Below are 21164 nucleotides of genomic sequence, written 5' to 3' on the forward strand. Positions count from 1 at the left end.
TCCCGGTTCGCATCAATGCGACTTGTACTCGCTCTCGCCCTTGGTGAGGGCGAACTCCTCCTCCGGCGAAAGGATAAGCTTATGGCGTCCGATCAGCAGGAAGTAGGCCATCATCACGGCATAGTAGATGGCGACGCCGATGACGGCGGTCTGGAAGACCGAGTCCGTCAGCTGGAAGTAGAGCGTTACCGCCGCGATCACCATGCAGATCACGGCGCCCGCGATGCCGAAGGGGCTCGTGTAGGGCCGGTGCAGGTTCGGGAACTTCTTCTTCAGGACGATGTAGGACATGCCCTGCATGAAGTAGGCGAGCATCGCGCCGGCGACCGCCATGTTGAGCAGCGTGCCGCCGATAACGGTAGCTCCGGCCTCGGCACCGCGCGCGAACCAGATGATCAGCATCACCAGAAGGCCGAGCACAGCACCTGCGATCAGCGCCACATGAGGCGTCTTGCGTTCGCCGTGGGTCACCGACAGGAAGCTCGGAAAGTACCCGGCCCGCGAGAGCGAGTAGATCTGCCGTCCGAAGGCGAAGATGATGGTGTGGAAGGAGGCGATCAGTCCGATCACCGCAACCGCCGCCAAGATCTTCGCGATATCCGTGCCGAACAGGGTACGGAACCCGTCGAGCAGCGGCTCGCCGGATTTTCCCAAGCCTGCGGCGCCCGGCGCGATGCCCGTGTTCAGGAAGAGCACGAGGAATGCGGAGGCGATCAGGGTCAGGATGCCGGCGATGATGCCCTTGGGCATGTCGGTCTGCGGATCGTGCGACTCCTCCGCCGCAAGCGGCAGCTGCTCGATGGCGAGGAAGAGCCAGACCGCGAAGGGCAGCGAGGCGAGAATGCTGCCGATTCCTAAGGGCAGGAACGGTCCACCGCCGCTCGGCAGTTCGGCACCGTCGGCACCGATGTTCAGCGCCCAGCGCGCGAAGTCGAACTGGCCGGAGAACAATACCGACACGTAGAAGAAAGCCAGCACCGCAAGCGCCGCCAGCGTCACCCCGACCGTCACCTTGAACGAGAGCTCGACGCCGACAATGTTGAGCCCGACGAACAGGGCGTAGCACAGCACCCAGTAGACGGGCTGGAAGGCCGGCGCCGTCTCGAAGATCGCGGACAGATACGAGCCGATGAAGAACACGATCACTGCTGGGGTCAGCACGAACTCGATGTTCTCCGCGATGCCCGTGATATATCCCGCCCACGGCCCCATGGAGGTGCGCGCGAAGGAATAGGCACCGCCCGTATGCGGCAGAGCCGGCGACATCTCGGCGAGCGAGAAGGTCAGCCCGAGATACATGATCGCGATGATAATGGTGGCGAAGAACATCGCGCCGAAGCCGTTGGTGAGGCCCAGGTTCCAACCGGAATAATGGCCCGAGATCACCGCGCCGACGCCGAGCGCCCAGAGTGACCAGACGCGGGCATGGCGCTTGAGACGCCGCGCCTCGAAATAGCTTTCATCCACCGTGGTGTAGGTGATGCCGGCAGCGCCTTGCGCTCCGGCCGGCGGGGCATGGACCCCCGTGCTTCCTTGTCCGACTGACATCGAGTTGATCCTCCAAGAAGTTCTGCGTTTCAGGTCATGGCACGTCATGCGCCATGCCCATCATCAGAGCGTCCGTGCCCCCTCCCTCAAAAGCGGCGCCAGACGGTTGGCCCACAACCCCTGTCCGTCTTGTATGCGGATCAGGTCGTTGCGGATTTCGATCATCAGCGGGGGGAGGCCACGCCTCTCGGCGTGGCGCTCCAGGGTGTGGAACACCCGGTCCGCTGGTGAATAGGGTTCGTTCATACCGACGACGAGCGTCGGATCCTGCTTCAGTCCGGCCTCGACGCTGCGCGCATAGCGCTCGTCGCGGTCGAAGATCAGGCCGATCTGCCAGGGACGCGGCACATCGCGATAGACCGGCGTGAAGGAATGGATGGAGACGATGGCGGTCAGCTGTCCTGCGGCTTGGCGCGCATTCGCAAACTCATCGACCGCATTGTGAAAGGCATCGTACACATCACGCACGCGTGTTGCCCGCTCCGCGTCGTCGAGATCGAGATTGCCGGGAATCGTAGTGCGTTCGCTCAGCGTCCAGATCGAATCCGGTGCTGTGGGCTCGCGGTTGAGATCGAGCACCAGGCGCGACACGCTGGCATGGATCAGCGGTGCGTCGAGCAGGCGCGAGAGTTCTTTCGCGACGCCCAGCGCTCCGGGGTCCCAGGCGATGTGGCTTTCGAGTTCGGCAGGCCCGAGGCCCAAAGTGCCATAGCGGGCCGGGAGGCGGTTCGAGGCATGCTCGCAGATGAGCAGGATCGGCAAGCGCCCTTGCGGATTCTCCACGACGGCAACCGGCTGCTCTGCCGTTGCGGCAGAGGACAGATCGGCCGTCTTCCGACTCGCATGCGCCATGCGGTCCTCCGTTTGCCTGCGGGAAGCAGGCCCTAGCCCTCGATTGAACGCTTGGTACGTTTCTCACGGACTTTTCTTATGTGAAATTTTTGGTACAGCTTTTAAAAACCGTCAAGGTGGGGAAACGAAACATTCCAACATGAAACGAGACAGCGCTATTTCCCCTGTGGACCCGCCGAGCCTCGCCGAGCGCATCCGGCACGAGATGGATTCCTTCACCCCCAGCGAGAAGCGCGCCGCGCATCTGCTTCTGAGCCATTACCCCTTCGCCGGGCTCGATACGGTGGCCGAATTCGCCTCCCGGGCCGGCATCTCCGCCCCTTCGGTCCTGCGATTCGTCACAAGGCTGGGGTTCGGCGGCTTCCCGGATTTCCAGAAGCACCTGCGCGAGGAACTCGAAGCCCAGCTCCTCTCACCACTCGCCAAGGCGAGCCCTTCCGACAAGGGCCAGGGTGCGCCGGCGCTCGCCTCCTTCGCAGAGGCGGTGATCGGGAACCTGCGGGCGACGGTGGAGAACATTGCACCGGCCGAATTCGACGCCGTCGTGACCCTGCTCAGCGACCCACGACGATACATCCACTTCACCGGCGGACGCTTCACCGGGGCGCTCGCGCGCTACGCGGAGAGCCATTTCCGCATCGTGCGCAGCCATGTGGATTACATTGAGGGGCAGCCTGCTCTCTGGCGCGACCGGATGATCGAGATCGGGAAGAAGGACGTGATCGTCGCCTTCGATATCCGCCGCTATCAGGAGGACGTCACGGCGCTTTGCGAGACGGCGGCCAAGCAAGGCGCGACCGTCGTTCTGCTTACCGATCCCTGGCTCTCGCCCATCGCCCGTGTCGCCCGGCACGTGCTGCCGGCCCACATCGTCGCCCCGTCCAATTGGGATTCTTCGGCCGGCCTTCTGCTGCTGACGGAGGCGCTGGTCGCTACCGTCACCAGACGCCTGTGGAATACGGCCAAGCCGCGCATGGAAGCGGTCGAGCGGCTGCGGAACGAGAAGTCGTAAAACCTATTCCGCAGCCTCCGGCCGGCTCCTCTGCAGCCAGCCGATGAAGAACGGCAGGACCAGTCCGATGCCGAGGAAGCGGACGAGGTGGTGAATGCCGACATAAAGTGGGTCGAGCCCGAGGACCAGCGCCAGCACGGTCATGGCCTCGAGCCCGCCGGGAGCGAAGGCCACGAGCCCGTTGGCGAAGCTGACCCCGGCAAGCCATGCGGCGGCTCCAGCGAAGAGCGCCGCCACCACCATGCCGATCGAAAAGGATCCGAGCGCGGCGACCAGCGCGCTTTTGAGCGTCGAGCGCTGGATGTGGCGGAAGCGCTCGGCGATGAAGAGTCCGATCAGCACAAGACCGCCCGTGGCGATGACCGGCGGGATAACGCCCGTCACAAATTCCGTGCCATGGCTGACGGAGCTGACGACGGTAGCACCGAGCAGGATCGGTGCGGCCACCTTCAACCGGATGAACACCAACCCCAGAGCGAGCCCGCCGAGAAGAATGAACGCCATGCCTTCCGGGCTCTGGACGGGAAGCCCCTCGCCGATCAGAACGCCCGCATTGCCCCCGCCCCCGGTCATGACGACGAGGCTCGGCAGGAGCGCGATCAGCACGAAGAGCCGGAAATTCTGCACGATGGCGATGGAGGCCACCCCCGCTTTCCGGTCGGCGGCGACGGCAAGAACAGTGGAGAGCGCCCCCGGCACCGAGGCCAGCACTGCGTCGGCCTTGCCCCAGCCCGACATCCGCACGAGCCAGGCGCTCGACGCCGCGGAGATGGCGACGACGCCGATGACCAGCAGGATCAGGCTGCCCGGATAGCGCCCCATGGCGGCGATGGCAGCCGGCGTCACCGCAGCGCCCATGGCGGCGCCCGAGATCAGCATGGCGGCATCTGCGAGCGCCTTCGGCATGTGCACGGCCCGGCCAGTGAGCCCCCACAACGTCGCCGCGATGGCAGCGCCCGACAGCCACGCGGCCGGAACGCCGAGCCAGTGGAAAATGAGCCCGCCGAGAGCGGCAACGAGAATCTGGGTGAGATGGGCGAAGACGAGACGGATCACGGCTCTGCTCATGGACGCCCTTTTCCCTGACGTCAAATGCCGATCATGCGCAGATGCCATGCGGCCAAGGTCTGACCATATCCAAGGCTCCGGGCTGAAGCGTTGCGGAGATCTCGAAACCCTGCTGAGATTGCACGATCAATCAAGATAGGGAGGAAACGGTGCTGCACGGAATCGACCCGGCGCTCAATGCCGATCTGCTGTATGTGCTCCGGGCCATGGGCCACGGCGACGATCTCGTGATCTGCGACGCCAATTTTCCTGCCGATTCCATCGCGCGCCAGACGACCTTCGGCCGGCTGATCCGCATGGACAACATCACCTCGCCACTGGCCGCGCGCGCGATCCTCTCGGTCATGCCGCTCGACAGTTTCGTCGATACTCCCGCGGAGCGCATGGAGGTCGTCGGCAATCCGGACGAACTCCCGGCCATTCAGCAGGAGGCCCAGGCCGAGATCGATGCGGTCGCCCGGCGCGACGCCGGGCGCGACAGCTGGCCGATGGGATCGGTCGAGCGGTTTGCGTTCTATGAGCGGGCGAAGAAGGCCTATGCCATCGTCGCCACCGGCGAGCGTCGCTTCTACGGCTGCTTCATCCTGAAGAAGGGCGTGATTCCGCCTCCTTAGAGAACTTCGCTCAGACCACGAGCCTCGGCAGGGCCTCGCTGATGCGGCGCACCGCCTCTTCCACGTCCTCGGGCTTGCGCAGGTAGCACAGGCGCAGGTAGCCCTCGCCCGCATCGCCGAAGGCGGAGCCTGGTGCGAGGCCGACATTGGCCTCGTCGATGAGACGGAACGCGATGTCCTTAGAGTTCGTCGCGCCCTTGATCTTCAGGAAGGCATAGAAGGCGCCGCTTGGCGGCGGCAGTTCCACGAGACCGGTTTCCGCCAGCCGCCCGACGACCTCCCGACCATGGCGGGCCTTGGCGATCTGATCGGCGAGGAAATCCTCGCCCTGCTCGATGGCCGCGACACCTGCACGCTGCACGAAGACCGGCGTTCCGGAGGTCTGGTACTGCACGAGGTTCTCGATGACCTGCCCGAGCGCAGGCGGAGCCTCCAGCCAGCCGAGGCGCCAGCCGGTCATGGCCCAGTTCTTGGAGAAGGTCTGGACGAAGATGACCTTGTCCTCCGGTTCCATCACATCGCGGAAGGACGGCGTGCGGCCATCGATCGCGAGCGCCGGGTCGTGGACGAAGCGGCCGTAGATCTCGTCGGCGACGATCCAGAGACCATGCCGGCGGGCAAGATCGAGCGCTGCGCGCAAGTCCGCATGGCTCGCGACCCATCCGGTGGGGTTCGAGGGCGAGTTGATGACGAGCACGCGGGTGCGCGGCGTGATCGCCCCCTCGAGCCGCTCGAAATCGAGGTGCCAGCCTCGTGTATCGATGTTCATCGGAACGGCGACGGGACGCGCGCCGGCAATGGTGATCGCGCCGGCGAAGTTCGGCCAGGCGGGCGTCGGAACCAGGACCTCATCGCCGTTGCCGGCCAGCATGCGGAAGGCGATCTGCATCGCCGGCATGCCGCCGGAAGTGACGAAGAAGCGCTCCGGATCGAAGGCCCTGCCGTAGACCCGCTCGTGATAGGCGGCGATGGCCTGCCGCAGTTCCGGGATGCCGCGCTGATAGGTGTAGAAGGTCTCGCCCTTCGCCAGCGACTGAGCGGCCGCCTCGCAGATGAAGGATAGCGTCGGCAGATCGCCCTCGCCCACCCAGAGCGGAATGATGCCGGGCTTCAGCCGACCGTAGCTGAACACGTCGACGATGCCGCTCGTCGGCGCCTGCTCCGCCTCGGGGCGCAGGTTGAGGACGGACGGGATCGAGACGGACACGTTCATGGGAGATTTCCTCGAGGACAGGCGAACAGGGATGGCCCGTTCGCCCGCTCAAGGCAAGTATGGAATGCGTCTCATGACAAAAGACGAAGGGTCCGATCGAAAACCGTGATCGATGTCAGGTCGTGCGGTCTGTCTTCAGAAGGTCGCGGATTTCCGTCAGCAGCTTCACATCGGCGGGGATCTCCGCAGGCTTGTCGGCCGTGCCGGTCTTGGCATCCTCCGTGCGGCGCAGGCGATTCATGCCCTTGACCAGCAGGAAGAGGATCCAGGCGATGATGATGAAGTTGATGGTGACAGTGATGAAGTTGCCCCAGCCGAGCACGGCGCCCTGCTTCTTGGCCTCATCGAGCGACCCGGCCGTGACGTTGCCCGACAGAGCCGTGAAGTAGTTCGAGAAGTCGAGGCCACCTGTCACGGCCCCGATGATTGGCATGAAGATGTCGCCGACGAGGGAATCGACGATTCTGCCGAAGGCGACACCGATAATGATGCCGATGGCCAGATCGACCACATTGCCCCGCAAGGCGAATTGCTTGAACTCGTTCCACATGACCGGACCTCTTTAGCTTAACCCCAAGGTTAAGCTGTCCGATCTGGGAATTTCGTCAAGTCTCGCGGGCCGCCAGCAGATCCTGCAGATCGAGACGCTGCGTGACCATCGCGAGTTCGCCATTGGTCGTTCGCGGCCACTGCTCCTCGGGGCGGTCGACATAGAGCTCGATGCCGTTGCCGTCCGGATCGCTCAGGTAAAGCGCCTCGCTCACCCCGTGATCGCTCGCGCCCTGCAGCGGAATGCCGGCCTCGGCCAGCCGGTAGAGCGCATCGGCGAGGGCCGCCCGCGTCGGGTAGAGGATCGCCACATGGTAGAGGCCTGTGGTTCCGAGAGGCGGCGGGGACCCGCCCTTGCTCTCCCAGGTGTTCAGGCCGATGTGGTGATGGTAGCCGCCCGCCGAGACGAAGGCGGCCTGGGTGCCGTAGCGCTGGATCAGCTCGAAGCCGAGCACGCCGCAATAGAAGGCGAGCGAACGGTCGATATCGGCCACCTTCAGATGGACATGGCCGATCCTGACGCCGGGATCGATGGGCCGCGCCACCGGCGTTCCGGTGGCATCATGGGGAATGGGCTTGATCATGGAACGTGCCTCAGGCCGAACGCGTGGACAATGCGGGAGCAGTCTTCGCCGATCCGGCCCGCACCGCAAGGGCGCCGTCGCCCAGGAGAGCCTGCGTCATGAGAGCGGCGATCCAGAATGCCAGATATTCCCAGCCGCCATTCGGATTGTTGAAGAAGAAGCCGGCCGGGCCGTGCACGAAGACGATGGCGCCGAGAAGGACCGGGATCAGGGCGAGCGACACCCAGCGGGTGTAGAAGCCGAGGATGAGGGCAAGGCCACCGGCTGCTTCGACCGCGATGGTCAGATAGGCCAGGGCCGGAGGCAGGCCCAGGCTGCCGAAGAACTGGGCCGCGCCGGCCGGCGTGAACACGAAGACCTTGAGGCCAGCATGGGCGAGGAAGAGCACGCCGAGCGTGATGCGCAGGATCAGCGCGGCGTAAGGAGCGGTACGGGTATCGATCATGAGAGATCTCCTGAAATGGGTCCTCCCATATGATCTCAAACTAAAAATATGATAATTCTCCCTTCAGAATATCACTTCACACCATCAGAGTGAGATCATCTCGATGCTCGACCGTGTTACCGGCATGCAGGTCTTCGTTCGCGTCGCAATGCTTGGCAGCTTCTCGGCAGCGGCGCGCGCCCTCGATCTGTCCCAGACGATGGTGACGAAACATGTGGCTGCCCTCGAAGACCGGCTCGGGGTCAAGCTACTGCACCGGTCCACGCGCAAGCTGGTGCTGACCGAGGGGGGCCGAAACTATCTGGCTGCCTGCGAGCGTATTCTTGCCGAAATCGAGGAGGCGGAAGCCTCTGCCAGCCTCGACCGGATCGAGCCCCGGGGGACGCTGCGACTCAACGTTCCCCTCACCTTCGGCTTCCGACAGGTCGTCCCGGCTCTCACCGAGTTCAGTCGTCTTTATCCCGCCGTCTCGTTCGATCTGGGGCTCGCCGACCGCTATGTCGATCTCATCGAGGAAGGATGGGATCTGGCGATCCGGATCGGGCGGCTGAAGGACTCGAGCCTCGTCGCCCGGCGGCTCGCCACCTGCCGGACCATCGTCTGCGGCTCTCCCTCCTATCTGAAGGCGCACGGAACCCCGCAGAATCTGGACGAACTCTCCCGGCACAACTGCCTCGGCTATACCTTGCCCAGTGCCATCGGGGCGAACCGCTGGGCTTTTGGCATGGATGCCGAAACCATCGTGCCAGTGCAGGGCAACCTGCGTGCCAATAACGGCGATGCACTCTTGGCCGCGGCCGTCGCCGGACAGGGGCTGATCTATCAGCCGACCTTCATCGTCGGCGACAGCCTGCGCGACGGCAGCCTCGTTCCGGTCCTGACCGATTATCCGACTTACGAACCCGCCATTCATGCCGTTCTGCCCTCGGGTCGGCAGGCTCCGGCCAAGGTGCGCGCCTTCGTGGCGTTCCTGGCCGAGCGCTTCGGGCCGGAACCGGAATGGGATAAGGGCCTGTGATGGCTTTCACGCCCTTAACCCGCTAAAGCTATTCCACGTTTGCTTGTGAGGGTTAAAGCCTATGGTCGCCACCTGGGCCGTCGTGCTGTCGGCGCTGGTTTATCTCTGCTTCCTGTTCACGGTGGCCCATTGGGGCGACAATGGGGGGCGGCGCTTCATTCAGGGTCCTGCCCGCTCCACCATCGCGGCCCTCGCGCTTGCAGTCTATTGCACGTCCTGGACCTTCTTCGGATCAGTGGGGCTTGCCAGCCATTCCGGCTTCGACTTCCTGGCCATCTATATCGGGCCGATCATCGTCATCGGCTTAGGGTATCCCCTCGTCGCCCGGATCGTCAGGATCGCAAAGACGCAGAACATTTCCTCCATCGCCGACTTTGTCGCGGCCCGCTACGGCAAGAGTGAGCGGGTCGCCGCCCTCGTCAGCGTGATCGCCGTCGTCGGCTCCATTCCCTATATCGCCCTGCAATTGAAGGCCGTCTCGTCTTCGCTCGACGTGTTCATGAGCGCCGCCAACGAGACATTCCTGTCCAAGCCGCCGTTCATCGGCGATCTCGCCCTCGTCGTCGCCCTCGTGCTGGCAGGTTTTGCCGTCGCCTTCGGCACCCGTCACACGGATGCGACCGAGCACCAGAACGGGCTCCTGCTGGCAATCTCACTCGAATCGGTGGTAAAACTAATCGCCTTCCTGGTCGTCGGCGGGTACATCACCTTCGTGATGTTCGACGGCTACGATGCCATCGTGCAGCGCCTCCACGCGCAAGGGACCAGCGCGGACCTGATGGGCCGGACTTCGGGCTTCGGCAGCTACATCACCCTTATCCTGCTTTCGACCTGCGCGGCTCTTCTCCTGCCGCGTCAGTTTCATGTGACGGTGGTCGAGAACCACGACATCGCGGATCTCAAGCGCACTGCATGGCTGTTTCCGCTCTATCTGGTTCTCATCAATCTCTTCGTCATCCCGATTGCGCTGGCGGGCCTTGCCTCGTTTCCCGAAGGCACTATCGACCGCGACATGACCCTGCTCGCGCTGCCGCTCACAGACAAGGCGGGCACCGTCGCCGTCCTCGCCTTCCTCGGCGGCTTCTCGGCCGCCACGGCCATGGTCATCGTCGATTCCGTCGCCGTGGCGGTGATGATCTCGAACCATCTCGTCATGCCCATCGTGCTGCGGCGGCGCGCCTTTGCCGGCGTCGATCCCGGCAACTTCGTCATCGGCGTTCGGCGCGTCTCCATCGTCCTCGTGATCCTCCTCGGCTACGCCTATTACCGCTCCTCCGGGGAGGCGGCGCTTGCCGCCATCGGCCTTCTCTCCTTCGCCGCGATCGCGCAGGTCGCGCCCGCCTTTCTCGGCGGGCTTATCTGGTCGCGCGGCACGGCGCTCGGCGCCAGCGTCGGGCTCGTCGTCGGCTTTCTCACCTGGGCCTACACGCTTCTGCTCCCGAGCCTCGTGTGGGACGGCGTATTCTGGTCCGACATGGTCGTCACCGGCCCCTTCGGCATCACGGTTCTCAAGCCCACATCCCTGTTCGGTGTCGACCTGCCTCAACTCACGCACGGCGTCGTCTGGAGCCTGACGCTCAACATCCTCTGCTATATCGGCTTCTCCCTGTGGCGGCCGGTGACGGCGATGGAGCAGATCCAGGCTAATGTTTTCCTGGGTGAGGCTGCAGCCTCCGCGACACCGAGCTTCCGCCTGTTCCGCGCCAGCGTCACCGTCGGCGAGCTGCGCGCCACCGTCGCCCGCTATCTCGGCGAGGAGAGAACGACTCGCTCCTTCGAAGGCTTCACCCATAGCCGCGGGCAGCATCTGGATCCGCGCGCCGAAGCGGATATCCATCTTCTGCGCTATGCGGAGCACCTGCTGGCTTCCGCGATCGGCACGGCCTCGTCGCGTCTCGCGCTCTCATTGTTGCTGCGCCGTCGCACCCTGTCCACGGAAGCGGCGCTCAAACTGCTCGACGATGCCTCCGCGGCGATCCAGCACAGTCGCGATCTGCTCCAGCATGCGCTGAACTACGCCAAGCAGGGCATCACCGTGCTCGACAGCGATCTGCGCGTGCTCGCCTGGAACCAGGCCTTCATCGATCTCTACGACATGCCGCCCAATTTCGTTCACGTGGGCATCGGCATGGAGCGCATCGTTCACTACAATGCCTCGCGCGGATCATACGGTCCCGGCAAGATCGATGAGCTTGTCGAAGCTCGTCTCCACTCCTTCCGTCATGATGTGGAACCCGTGCGCCTCAAGCTCTTTCCCTCCGGCAAGGTGATCGAGATCCGCTCGAACCTGTTGCCGGATGGTGGCCACGTGACCACCTACACCGACGTGACCGAAACTGTGGCGGCGGAAGAGGCGAGCCGGCGCGCGAACGAGACGCTGGAACAGCGCGTGCGCGAGAGAACCGAGGAACTGACGCGCCTCAACGAAGCGTTGAGAAACGCAAAGGGCGAAGCCGACGAGGCGAACATCTCCAAGACGCGCTTCCTCGCCGCCGCCTCGCACGACATTCTGCAGCCGCTCAATGCGGCACGGCTCTATGCGGTCTCCCTGGTGGAGCGGGATCGCGAGGCAGGCGATGCAACGCTGGCCGAAAACATCGATGCGTCGCTCGATGCGGTCGAAGAAATTCTGACCGCGATTCTCGATATCTCGCGCCTCGACACAGGCGCCATGAAGCCGCAATGGTCGAGTTTCCGCATCGACGATCTGTTCCGCCAGCTGCAGCGCGAGTTCGAGCCCGTCGCCCGCAACAAGGGCTTGAAGCTTGCCTTCGTTACGTCGTCGCTGACGGTACGCTCCGACCGGCGCCTGATGCGCCGCCTGCTGCAGAACCTGATCTCCAACGCGATCAAGTACACGCCGTCGGGACGCGTGCTCGTCGGCGCGCGACGGCGCGATGGCCATCTGGTGCTGGAGGTGTGGGACACAGGTCTCGGCATCCCGCCCTCGAAGCAGCGCATCGTGTTCCGCGAGTTCCAGCGCCTCGATCAGGGCATGAAGGTCGCACGCGGCCTCGGGCTTGGCCTCTCCATCGTCGAGCGCCTCGGCCGCGTGCTCAAACACCCGATCACGCTGAATTCGGAAGTGGGACGCGGCTCGGTGTTCCGGGTCGAGGTGCCGGTGGTGGCGGCTCTTCCCGCAACCGCCGCTGCGCCCGAGCCGCCAAAGGCTCCCGCGACCGTGCTGTCGGGGCTGCGCGTGCTCGTCATCGACAACGAGCCCGCGATCCTGGAAGGCATGCGTCTGCTTCTCTCGGGCTGGGGCTGCGACACCTGGACGGCGTCCGATCTGGAGAGCGCGCATCAGGCGCTGAGAACGCACAAGGCCCTGCCGGAAGTCATCATCGCGGATTATCACCTCGATGACACGGACGGTCTCGAACTCATCAAGGCTCTGCGCTGGAAGACCCAGGTCGACACGCCTGCCGTCCTTGTCACCGCCGACCGCACGCCGGTGGTGCGCGACGCAGCGGCGGCGATGAACATCCATGTGCTCAACAAGCCCCTGAAGCCGGCGGCCTTGCGGGCGCTGCTGACGCAATGGCGGGCGACGAAGGTGGCGGCGGAGTAGGTACAACCGACCCACTGTCATTCCGGGGCCGCGCAGCGGAGCCCGGAATCCATAAACACGACATTTCAAGATAGAACCAGAAACGTCGGGCTTCTTCCGGCACCGTCAGCGGTTATGGATTCCGGGCTCGCCTACGGCGCCCCGGAATGACAGTGGGTGTCGTTGGCGTGTCATTCCCGGCCGGAGCGTGGCGGAGGGGAAGGGAATCCACCCGCACGCTTAGCGCTATGGATCCCCTTCCCTCGCCTTCGGCTCGCCGGGGATGACACAGCGTATATCTCAGGCAGACTTCAACGCCTCATCAACTGCTGCCACCGCATGAATCGTCGTGGTGTCGAACAGCGGCACGGCGCTGTCCTCGTCGGAGACCAGGAGCATGATCTCGGTGCAGCCGAGAATGACCGCCTGCGCGCCACGTTCGATCAGGCGCGCGATGATCTCGCGATAGGCCTGGCGCGATTCCGGCTTGATGATCCCCAGCACGAGTTCCTTGTAGATGATCTCGTGCACGATCCGCCGGTCGTTCTCGTCCGGCACGATGACCTCGAGCCCATGGTGCTGCTGCAGGCGGCCCTTGTAAAAGTCCTGCTCCATGGTGAAGGCCGTGCCGAGAAGGCCGACGCGTTCAAATCCTGCGGCCTTGATCTTTTCTGCCGTCGGATCGGCGATATGAAGCAGTGGAATTGTGACGGATGTCGAGATTGCGTCGGCGACGCGATGCATGGTGTTGGTGCACAGAACGATGAAGTCCGCTCCACCGCGTTCCAGCCGCTGAGCGGCCTCCCTCATCGCCTCCGCGAGGCTGTCCCAATCGCCCTCATGCTGACACCGCTTGATCCCTTCGAAATCGACGGAATACATCAGGCATTGGGCCGAATGCACGCCGCCGAGGCGACGGTTCATCTCCTGATTGATGATGCGGTAATATTCGGCCGAACTTTCCCAGCTCATGCCGCCGATGAGCCCGATGGTTGCCTGTTCCATAATGGTCTCAAGGGCTCGGCGTATAGGGTGCGCGACCGGAACTCAGGGCATCGTCGAGCAATTCGAGCCTGTCCTGTCCCCAGAACACCTCGCCGTCGAGCACATAGGCCGGCGAGCCGAAGACATCGCCCGCGACGGCGTTTTCGAGGTTGAGGGCGTAGATCGCCTCGGTGGTGCTGCCGGTCACCACATCCATGAGCGCTGACGAGTCGAGACCCGCCTGCTCCGCCAACTCCGTCAGAACGAGCGGATCGCCCAGGTCACGTTCCTCTTCCCATATGGCGGCAAAGGCGCGGCGCAGGAAGGCATCGGGACTCTTGCCGGAAGCGGTGATCGCAATGACGAAACGGTCGGCGAGATTGACGTCGAAGGGCCAGTGCTTCGGGTTGATATTGAAGGACAGGCCGCGCTTCTCGCGCCAGCGCTGCAATTCAAGAATCCGGTAGCGCTGCCGCGCCGGGTGGCGCTGAGCGAGCGGCAGGCCACCCGTCTCCGAGAAGACGCGGCCGAGGAAGACCGGCTTGAAATTGACCTCGACCCCGTGCTTCTGGACGATCTCCATGAAGGGCACATGGCCAATAAAGGCCCAGGGGCTCACGAGAGAGAAATAATAATCGATGGTGCGGGGCATGGGTCCGATTCGGGGTTGTTCAGGCCTAAAACGGCGTCGGCTCCACCTTGGACCATCAGGCGGCGCTCTTCAACGTCTCTTCGGCCGTGAGAAAAGCCGCGACCTCAGGGGCAGCAGCCGGTGCCTTTGCCTCGATGCCGATCTCCCCAAGCAGGCGATCCATGGAAACGAAGCGCCGCTCCTTGCGGTCATAGAGCCCGGCCCGGACCAGAGCGATGGCGTTGAGAATGGGGCTGCCGTCCTTGGATTCGGATAGTAGTCGATGCTCCATCACCACATGGCCCTCGGACCAGGTGAGAATGCGAGTCTCAAGCGTGAAGATGCGAAAAGCCTTAAGCTCCCGCCGGAACCGGATCTGCCCCGCGCCCACCACCGGCACCCAGCCGTGCCTGAGAATGGGCCTCCACAGGCCGGAGCGGATCATGATGTCGGTGCGACCGAGATCCATGAGCGTCCAGTAGCGCCCGTTGTTCATGTGCAGAGACGTATCGAGATCGTGCGGCCAGACACGGAACTCTAAGCGCGACACGTCCCGCGCCGGATCGAGCCTCGGCCGGAAGAACGATGCGATGATCAGGTGAAGGACGCGCAGCCACAGGTTCATGAGAGGCCCATTCCGCTCTGGCGTTGGAACAGGATGAGATCCAGCGATGGCCCCTCAAGCCCGAAGCCTGTCAACAGGCAATGAACCTGCCCGCGATGATGGGTCTGATGGTTGAAGAAATGGGTCAGGGCCGGTGCCAGCGGCTGCTCGATCTCCATCGGATTCGTGATCGTCCGGTACCGGATTCGTCCAGCCAAATCGGCATCGGACAGGCTGTCGATATAGGCGACGATCCGCTCATCCTCCTTCTCGCGCGCGGCCCGAAGCTCGTCGAGATTCTCGAACAGGATCGCGTCGAGCCGGTCCGGCGCCTCGCCTTGTCCAGAGAAGCGCTTCAGCCAGATGCGGTCGGCGACGAGGAGATGGTTGAGGGTGCCGTGAACCGACTTGAAGAACGCCCCGCGATCCGCACGATAATCCGCATCGGATAATTGCGCGGCCGCATCGTAGATGCGCTCGTTGCACCAGGCATTGTAGCCCGCCATCATGGCAAAGTGCGATTCCATGGAAAGGCTCCTTGAGGTCGTCCCGATTTCCAACGTCGACACCATACCGTCATCCCGGACGGAGCAAAGCGAAGATCCGGGATCGTGGGACGAGAGGGACGCTATTCCCCTCCCCCCTTGTGGGGGAGGGCTAGGGAGGGGGGTGCTGGCGCCATACACGGATAGGCTATCGCTCACACCCCCCTCTCCATCTCTCCCCCACAAGGGGGGGAGAGGGCCTGTCAGCGCTCTTTCCCTCGCGATCCCGGATCGGCTTCGCCGTCCGGGATGACAACGTTGGCTCACGCCGCCTTCTTCGTCCCAGCGGCGCGGCCGTAGAAGGTGTCGCCGCTCGATGCCATATCGAGGAGGATCTTCGGCGGTGCGAAGCGGTCGCCGTGCTTGGCCTGCAGGTTCCGACACAACTCCACGAAGGTCTTGGCGCCCATGAAGTCGATGTAGGAGAGCGCCCCGCCCGTATAGGGCGCGAAGCCGAAGCCGAGGATAGAGCCGACATCTGCCTCGCGCGGATCGGTGATCACACCCTCCTCGAAAGTGCGCGCGGCCTCCAGAGCCTGCGTGACGAGCAGGCGCTGCTTCAGCTCCTGCATGTCGACGAGCTCGGGCTCCACGTGCTTCGTCTGAAGATCCTGCAGGCCCGGCCAGAGATGCTTCTGGCCGCCTTCGGGATAATCGTAGAAGCCTTTGCGGTTCTTGCGACCGAGGCGCCCTTCCTTCTCCACCAGCGTGGTGAGCAGCTCTTCCTGCTGCGGAATGATGGCGGTCTCGCCCAGCTGCGCCTTCGTGGCACGGAGGATCTTGAGGCCGAGATCGACGCCAACCTCGTCGTTGAGGGAGAGCGGACCGACCGGCATGCCGGCCTGCTTGCCCGCCTGTTCGATCATCGCCGCCGGCAGGCCCTCGGTGAACATGAGATGGCCTTCGAGGATATAGGCGAGCACGCAGCGATTGGCGAAGAAGCCGCGCGAGTCGTTGACGACGATCGGCGTCTTCTTGATCAGGCGCACATAATCGAGCGCGGTGGCAAGCGCCTTGTCGCCGGTCTCCTTGCCCATGATGATCTCGACCAGCATCATCTTCTCAACCGGCGAGAAGAAGTGAATGCCGATGAACTGACCCGCATTCTTCGATTGCTGGGCGAGCCCCGAGATCGGCAGGGTCGATGTGTTGGAAGCAAAGATGCAATCCGGGCGGATCGCCGCCTCCACCTTCTGAATCACCTCGGCCTTCACCTTCGGATCCTCGAACACGGCCTCGATGACGAGATCGCAATCCTTGAGATCGTTGTAATCGGCAGAAGGCGTGATGCGCGCGAGCAGCGCATCGCGGTCCGCCGTCTTGGCGCGTCCCTTCATGATCTGGTCGGACATGAGCTTGTGCGAATGCGCCTTGCCCTTCTCGGCCGATTCCACGTCGCGATCGATGAGCACCACGTCGAGACCGGCATTGGCGGTGACATAGGCGACGCTCGCACCCATGAATCCTGCGCCGACGACGCCGACCTTTTTCAGGTTCGTCGGCGGCACGTCCTTCGGACGGCGAGCGCCCTTGTTGAGATCCTGCATGGAGATGAAGAGCGTGCGGATCATGGCCGCCGCTTCCTTCGAGCGCAGGATCTTGGCGAACCAGCGCGACTCGACCTTCAAGGCGAGATCCATCGGCAACTGCAGGCCCTGATAGACGGATTCGAGGATCGCGCGGATCGCCGGGTAATTGTCCTGCGTCTCACGACGGTAGATCGCGTTGGCCGGCGGCCAGATCTGCATGCCGGCGGCGGAATAGACCTTGCTGGAGGGCAGCTTGTAGCCCTTCTGGTCCCAGGGCGCGACGGCCGAACCGCCTTGCTTGATCCACTCCTTCGCCGTCTGCACGATCTGGTCGCGCGGCGCGACCGCATGGGCGAGACCCATGTTGCGTGCCATGAGCGGGCGGATCTGCTCGCCCTTGAACAGCATCTGCAGGGCATCGCCGGTCTGCATGAGACGCGCCACGCGCTGCGTGCCGCCGGCGCCGGGGAAGAGCCCGACCTTCACCTCTGGCAGGCCGACGCGGGTGGAATCCACGTCCGAGAGCACGCGGAAATGGCAGGCCAGTGCCAGCTCGAAAGCGCCGCCGAGACACACGCCATGGATGGCTGCGGCAAACGGCTTGCCGCTGGTCTCAAGGCGACGATAGAGCAGCGAGAGCTTGCGCGACTCGTCGAAGAAGAACTGCATCGCAGTCTCTTCGCCCTTCTCCTTCGCAAGACGCCCGTATTCGGCGCCGAGTCCCTGGAGCATGGTGAGGTCGGCGCCGCCGGAGAACGCCTCCTTGCCGGAGGTGATGACGCAGCCCTTGATGGCCTCGTCACCCGCGGCCTTCTCGATGATCTGCTCCAGTTCGCCCATCACCTCGGGGGTGATCACGTTCATGGAGCGGCCGGGCATGTCCCAGGTCGCGAGCGCGATGCCATCGGCATCGGTCTCGAAGCGGAAATTGGTGAAGTTCGTCATCATGTCCTCCCGGGAGGGTTCCCGTCATCCCGGCCGGAGCGAAGCGAAGAGCCGGGATCGTTATCCGATTTCTGGTCTTACGATCCCGGGTTCCGCTCCGCGGCCCCGGGATGACAGTGAAATTAAACCCGCTCGATGATCGCAGCCGTGCCCATGCCGGCGGCGACGCATAGTGTGATCAGGGCCGTCTGCTTGTTGGTGCGCTCCAGCTCGTCGAGCACGGTGCCGAGGATCATGGCGCCAGTCGCGCCGAGCGGATGGCCCATAGCGATGGCACCGCCATTCACGTTGACCTTCGCCGGATCGAGATCGAGCGCCTGCATGTAGCGCAGCACGACCGACGAGAAGGCCTCGTTGATCTCGAAGAGATCGATGTCGTCCTTCGTCATGCCGGCCTTGCGCAAAGCCAGCTCCGACACGTCGATGGGGCCGGTGAGCATGAGCGCGAGATCGGAGCCGATGGAGGCGAAACCCTTGATGCGCGCGCGCGGCTTCAGGCCCGCCTTCGCGCCGCCCTCCTTGTTGCCGACGAGCACGGCGGCGGCACCATCGACGATGCCGGACGAGTTGCCCGCGTGGTGCACATGATTGACGAATTCGACGTCCGGATGCGCGGCCGTAGCCACCGCATCGAAGCCGCCCATCTCGCCCATCTGCACGAAGGCGGCTTTCAACTGGCCGAGGGACTGCATGTCGGTCTGTGGCCGCATGTGCTCGTCCTTGGCCAGGATCGTGAGGCCGTTCACGTCCTTCACCGGCACGACGGACTTGGCGAAGCGCCCCTCGTCCCAGGCTTTTGCTGCGCGCTTCTGCGACTCGACCGCATAGGCGTCGACATCGTCGCGTGAGAAACCATACTTGGTTGCAATCAGATCCGCCGAAATGCCCTGCGGCAGGAAATAGGTGGGAATGGCGAGGCCCGGATCGACCGGCCAGGCGCCGCCGGACGCGCCCATGCCGATGCGGCTCATGGATTCGACACCGCCGCCGATGGTAATGTCCTTCATGCCCGACATCACCTGCGCGGCCGCGAGGTTCACGGCGTCCAAGCCCGAGGCGCAGAAGCGGTTGATCTGCACGCCCGGCACTTCCTTACCGAAACCCGCCTTCAACGCCGCGGCACGCGCAATGTCGCCGCCAGCCTCGCCGATGGGATCGACACAGCCGAGCACCACGTCCTCGACCAGCATCGGATCGAGATCGTTGCGCTTGCGGATCGCATCGAGCGCCGTCACGGCGAGATCGACCGCCGGCACCTCGTGCAGCGAACCATCCGGCTTGCCGCGTCCGCGCGGGGTGCGAACGGCATCGTAGATATAGGCTTCAGCCATGGAGGCCTCCCGGTCATGCTGTCATCCCGGACGCGAAAGCGATCCGGGATCGTTATCAGAATAGAGTGCTTTATTCGTCTTGCGATCCCGGCCCTTCGGCCGGGATGCCACATGTTGTCAGAATGCTTCCGCCGGCAGCGCCATGGTCGTGTCCGCGCCGGTGGTGATGCGGGCAAGGCGCGTGCCGGTTTCCGGCATGAGGCGCTCCATGAAGAAGCGACCGGTCAGCAGCTTGGCGTCCATCCTGTCCGCGACGCCGTTGCCTTGAGCCTTCTTCGCCTGCGCAGCCTTCGCCATCTTGGCCCACATGTAGCCCATCACCACGAGGCCGAAGAGATGCATGTAGTCGGTGGCACCGGCGCCGGCGTTGTCGGGCTTCGCCATGGCGTTCTGCATGAACCACATGGTCGCCTGCTGCAGGTGACCGAGGCCCTGCTGCAGCGGCGCGATGTAAGCTTTCAGGTTCTCGTCGCCTGCGTTTTCCTGGCAGAAGGCGCCGACCTCGTTGAAGAAGGTCATGACGGCGCGCCCGCCATCCTTGCCAAGCTTGCGGCCGACGAGATCCATAGCCTGGATGCCGTTGGCGCCCTCGTAGATCATGGCGATGCGGGCATCGCGCACGAACTGCGACATGCCCGATTCCTCGATATAGCCATGGCCGCCGAACATCTGCTGCGCCTTGACGGCATTGTCGAAGCCGAGATCGGTGAGCACGCCTTTCACCACCGGTGTCATCAGGCTCATGTAATCATCGGCAACCTGACGCTGCGCCTCGTCGGACGAGCGATGCGCGATGTCGCTGTTGAGACCCGACCAGACGATGAGCGCACGTCCCGCCTCGTTGACGGCCTTGATGGAGAGAAGCGTGCGGCGCACGTCCGGATGCACGATGATCGGGTCGGCCGGCTTGTCGGGAAACTTCGCTCCTGTGAGCGCGCGACCCTGCAGACGGTCCTTCGCATAGGCGACGGCGTTCTGATACGCGACCTCGGATTGCGACAGACCCTGAACACCGACGGCGAGGCGCGCCTCGTTCATCATCACGAACATGGCGTTGAGCCCGCGATTTTCCTGGCCGATGAGCCAGCCCTTGGCACCGTCGTAGTTCATCACGCAGGTGGCGTTGCCGTGAATGCCCATCTTGTGCTCGAGAGAGCCGCAGGAGACGCCGTTGCGCTCGCCGAGCGAGCCGTCCTCCTTCACGAGGAATTTCGGCACCACGAAGAGCGAAATGCCCTTCGTGCCGGCGGGTGCGCCCTCGATGCGGGCAAGCACCAGATGGACGATGTTGTCCACCATGTCGTGCTCGCCGGCGGAGATGAAGATCTTGGTGCCGGAGATGGAGTATGACCCGTCGCCGTTCGGCACTGCCTTGGTCTTGAGGAGACCCAGATCCGTGCCGCAATGAGGCTCGGTGAGGTTCATGGTGCCGGTCCAGGCGCCTTCGATCATCTTCGGCAGATAGGTTTTCTTCTGCTCCTCGGTGCCGTGCACCAGGAGCGCCGCGATGGCACCCTGCGTCAGGCCCGGATACATGCCGAGCGCGAGATTCGCCGCGGAGATGAATTCCTGCATCACCGTGTTCAGGACCGAAGGCAGCCCCTGGCCGCCGAACTCCTCCGGCGCGGCAAGGCCCATCCAGCCGCCGGCGGCATAAGCCTCATAGGCTTGCCTGAAGCCCTTCGGCGTCGTTACCGAGCCGTCCGCGTTGTGGGTGCAGCCCTCCTGGTCGCCTGAAAGGTTCAGCGGTGCGAAAACCTCCTCGCAGAGCTTGGCACCCTCGGCGAGGATCGCCTCCACCGTGTCGGGCGTCGCATCGGCAAACCCAGGCAGATTGTTGTGACGCTCAATCGGGAACACGTCGTTCAGGAGGAACATGACGTCTTCGACGGGGGCCTTGTAGACCGGCATTCGGACTCTCCCAGATCGGATACCGGCATCAAAACTTCCCCAAGGGAAGAACACCGGCCAAGTAGATAGTTCACATATAAACTACCTCGCCGTTTTGGAAAGAGGTAGGGCGGGAAATCTTTGGTGGAACCAAGGGGAGCCGATTTCCGGCCAAGCCGCACTCATATCCCTCGGAGACTTAACCCTTGAGGGCCTGCACCAGCGAACAGCGACGCCCACCCGGCAGCAGGC

Annotated in this window: 18 protein-coding genes; 4 read left to right on the forward strand and 14 right to left on the reverse strand. The window is 63.9% G+C overall.

Annotated elements, in window-relative coordinates; translation table 11 throughout:
- Positions 1-12 precede the first annotated feature (12 nt).
- Both ACS5Q1_RS13485 and ACS5Q1_RS13490 read right to left on the reverse strand, forming a co-directional pair.
- Complete coding sequence (locus ACS5Q1_RS13485; protein ID WP_473098676.1) at positions 13-1548, reverse strand: amino acid permease; 1536 nt, start codon at positions 1546-1548, stop codon at positions 13-15.
- A gap of 63 nt (positions 1549-1611) precedes the next feature.
- A complete protein-coding gene (locus ACS5Q1_RS13490) occupies positions 1612-2400 on the reverse strand; it encodes an N-formylglutamate amidohydrolase (protein ID WP_473098677.1) in 789 nt (262 codons plus the stop codon).
- Between the two features lie 139 nt (positions 2401-2539).
- On the opposite strand from ACS5Q1_RS13490, the gene ACS5Q1_RS13495 reads away from it, so the two are divergent.
- Entirely contained in the window at positions 2540-3412 is an 873-nt protein-coding gene (locus ACS5Q1_RS13495) for a MurR/RpiR family transcriptional regulator (protein ID WP_473098678.1), read from the forward strand.
- Positions 3413-3415: 3 nt separating this feature from the next.
- On the opposite strand, the gene ACS5Q1_RS13500 is transcribed toward ACS5Q1_RS13495, so the two are convergent.
- Positions 3416-4480 carry an AbrB family transcriptional regulator gene (locus ACS5Q1_RS13500; RefSeq protein ID WP_473098679.1) on the reverse strand — a complete coding sequence of 355 codons (1065 nt, stop codon included), beginning with the start codon at positions 4478-4480 and terminating at the stop codon, positions 3416-3418.
- Between the two features lie 149 nt (positions 4481-4629).
- On the opposite strand from ACS5Q1_RS13500, the gene ACS5Q1_RS13505 reads away from it, so the two are divergent.
- On the forward strand, positions 4630-5094 hold the full coding sequence (locus tag ACS5Q1_RS13505) for an RbsD/FucU family protein (protein WP_473098680.1): 465 nt from the start codon (positions 4630-4632) through the stop codon (positions 5092-5094).
- Between the two features lie 10 nt (positions 5095-5104).
- On the opposite strand, the gene ACS5Q1_RS13510 is transcribed toward ACS5Q1_RS13505, so the two are convergent.
- The 4 genes from ACS5Q1_RS13510 to ACS5Q1_RS13525 all read right to left on the reverse strand — a co-directional run bounded on the left by ACS5Q1_RS13510 (position 5105) and on the right by ACS5Q1_RS13525 (position 7885).
- Positions 5105-6307, reverse strand: coding sequence for a pyridoxal phosphate-dependent aminotransferase (locus ACS5Q1_RS13510; RefSeq protein WP_473098681.1), 1203 nt, complete (start codon positions 6305-6307; stop codon positions 5105-5107).
- A gap of 115 nt (positions 6308-6422) precedes the next feature.
- Entirely contained in the window at positions 6423-6857 is a 435-nt protein-coding gene (gene mscL, locus ACS5Q1_RS13515) for a large conductance mechanosensitive channel protein MscL (protein WP_473098682.1), read from the reverse strand.
- A 55-nt stretch (positions 6858-6912) separates the two neighbouring features.
- Positions 6913-7440, reverse strand: coding sequence for a VOC family protein (locus ACS5Q1_RS13520; protein WP_473098683.1), 528 nt, complete (start codon positions 7438-7440; stop codon positions 6913-6915).
- A gap of 10 nt (positions 7441-7450) precedes the next feature.
- On the reverse strand, positions 7451-7885 hold the full coding sequence (locus tag ACS5Q1_RS13525; protein WP_473098684.1) for a DoxX family protein: 435 nt from the start codon (positions 7883-7885) through the stop codon (positions 7451-7453).
- A 103-nt stretch (positions 7886-7988) separates the two neighbouring features.
- Between ACS5Q1_RS13525 and ACS5Q1_RS13530 the strand changes: the two genes are divergently transcribed.
- Positions 7989-8903, forward strand: coding sequence for a LysR family transcriptional regulator (locus tag ACS5Q1_RS13530; RefSeq protein WP_473098685.1), 915 nt, complete (start codon positions 7989-7991; stop codon positions 8901-8903).
- Positions 8904-8964: 61 nt separating this feature from the next.
- Positions 8965-12474: a PAS domain-containing hybrid sensor histidine kinase/response regulator gene (locus ACS5Q1_RS13535; RefSeq protein ID WP_203441009.1), complete on the forward strand. Its 3510-nt coding sequence runs from the start codon at positions 8965-8967 to the stop codon at positions 12472-12474.
- Positions 12475-12753: 279 nt separating this feature from the next.
- Here the strand turns inward: ACS5Q1_RS13535 and ACS5Q1_RS13540 are convergent, their stop codons facing one another.
- The 7 genes from ACS5Q1_RS13540 to ACS5Q1_RS13570 all read right to left on the reverse strand — a co-directional run bounded on the left by ACS5Q1_RS13540 (position 12754) and on the right by ACS5Q1_RS13570 (position 20933).
- A complete protein-coding gene (locus ACS5Q1_RS13540) occupies positions 12754-13458 on the reverse strand; it encodes an aspartate/glutamate racemase family protein (RefSeq protein WP_473098686.1) in 705 nt (234 codons plus the stop codon).
- A 7-nt stretch (positions 13459-13465) separates the two neighbouring features.
- Positions 13466-14089 carry a 2-hydroxychromene-2-carboxylate isomerase gene (locus tag ACS5Q1_RS13545; protein WP_203441011.1) on the reverse strand — a complete coding sequence of 208 codons (624 nt, stop codon included), beginning with the start codon at positions 14087-14089 and terminating at the stop codon, positions 13466-13468.
- 55 nt (positions 14090-14144) lie between these two features.
- A complete protein-coding gene (locus ACS5Q1_RS13550; protein ID WP_473098687.1) occupies positions 14145-14693 on the reverse strand; it encodes a thioesterase family protein in 549 nt (182 codons plus the stop codon).
- Complete coding sequence (locus ACS5Q1_RS13555) at positions 14690-15199, reverse strand: DinB family protein (protein WP_473098688.1); 510 nt, start codon at positions 15197-15199, stop codon at positions 14690-14692. The genes ACS5Q1_RS13550 and ACS5Q1_RS13555 overlap by 4 nt, the downstream gene beginning before the upstream one ends.
- A 281-nt stretch (positions 15200-15480) precedes the next feature.
- Positions 15481-17691: an FAD-dependent oxidoreductase gene (locus ACS5Q1_RS13560; protein ID WP_473098722.1), complete on the reverse strand. Its 2211-nt coding sequence runs from the start codon at positions 17689-17691 to the stop codon at positions 15481-15483.
- Positions 17692-17813: 122 nt separating this feature from the next.
- Entirely contained in the window at positions 17814-19022 is a 1209-nt protein-coding gene (locus tag ACS5Q1_RS13565) for an acetyl-CoA C-acetyltransferase (protein WP_473098689.1), read from the reverse strand.
- Positions 19023-19139: 117 nt separating this feature from the next.
- The gene (locus ACS5Q1_RS13570) at positions 19140-20933 is read right to left on the reverse strand and encodes an acyl-CoA dehydrogenase C-terminal domain-containing protein (protein ID WP_473098690.1); all 1794 of its coding nucleotides are present in this window, start codon (positions 20931-20933) and stop codon (positions 19140-19142) included.
- Positions 20934-21164: the final 231 nt, after the last annotated feature.

It is taken from the genome of Microvirga sp. GN3, from assembly GCF_055792825.1.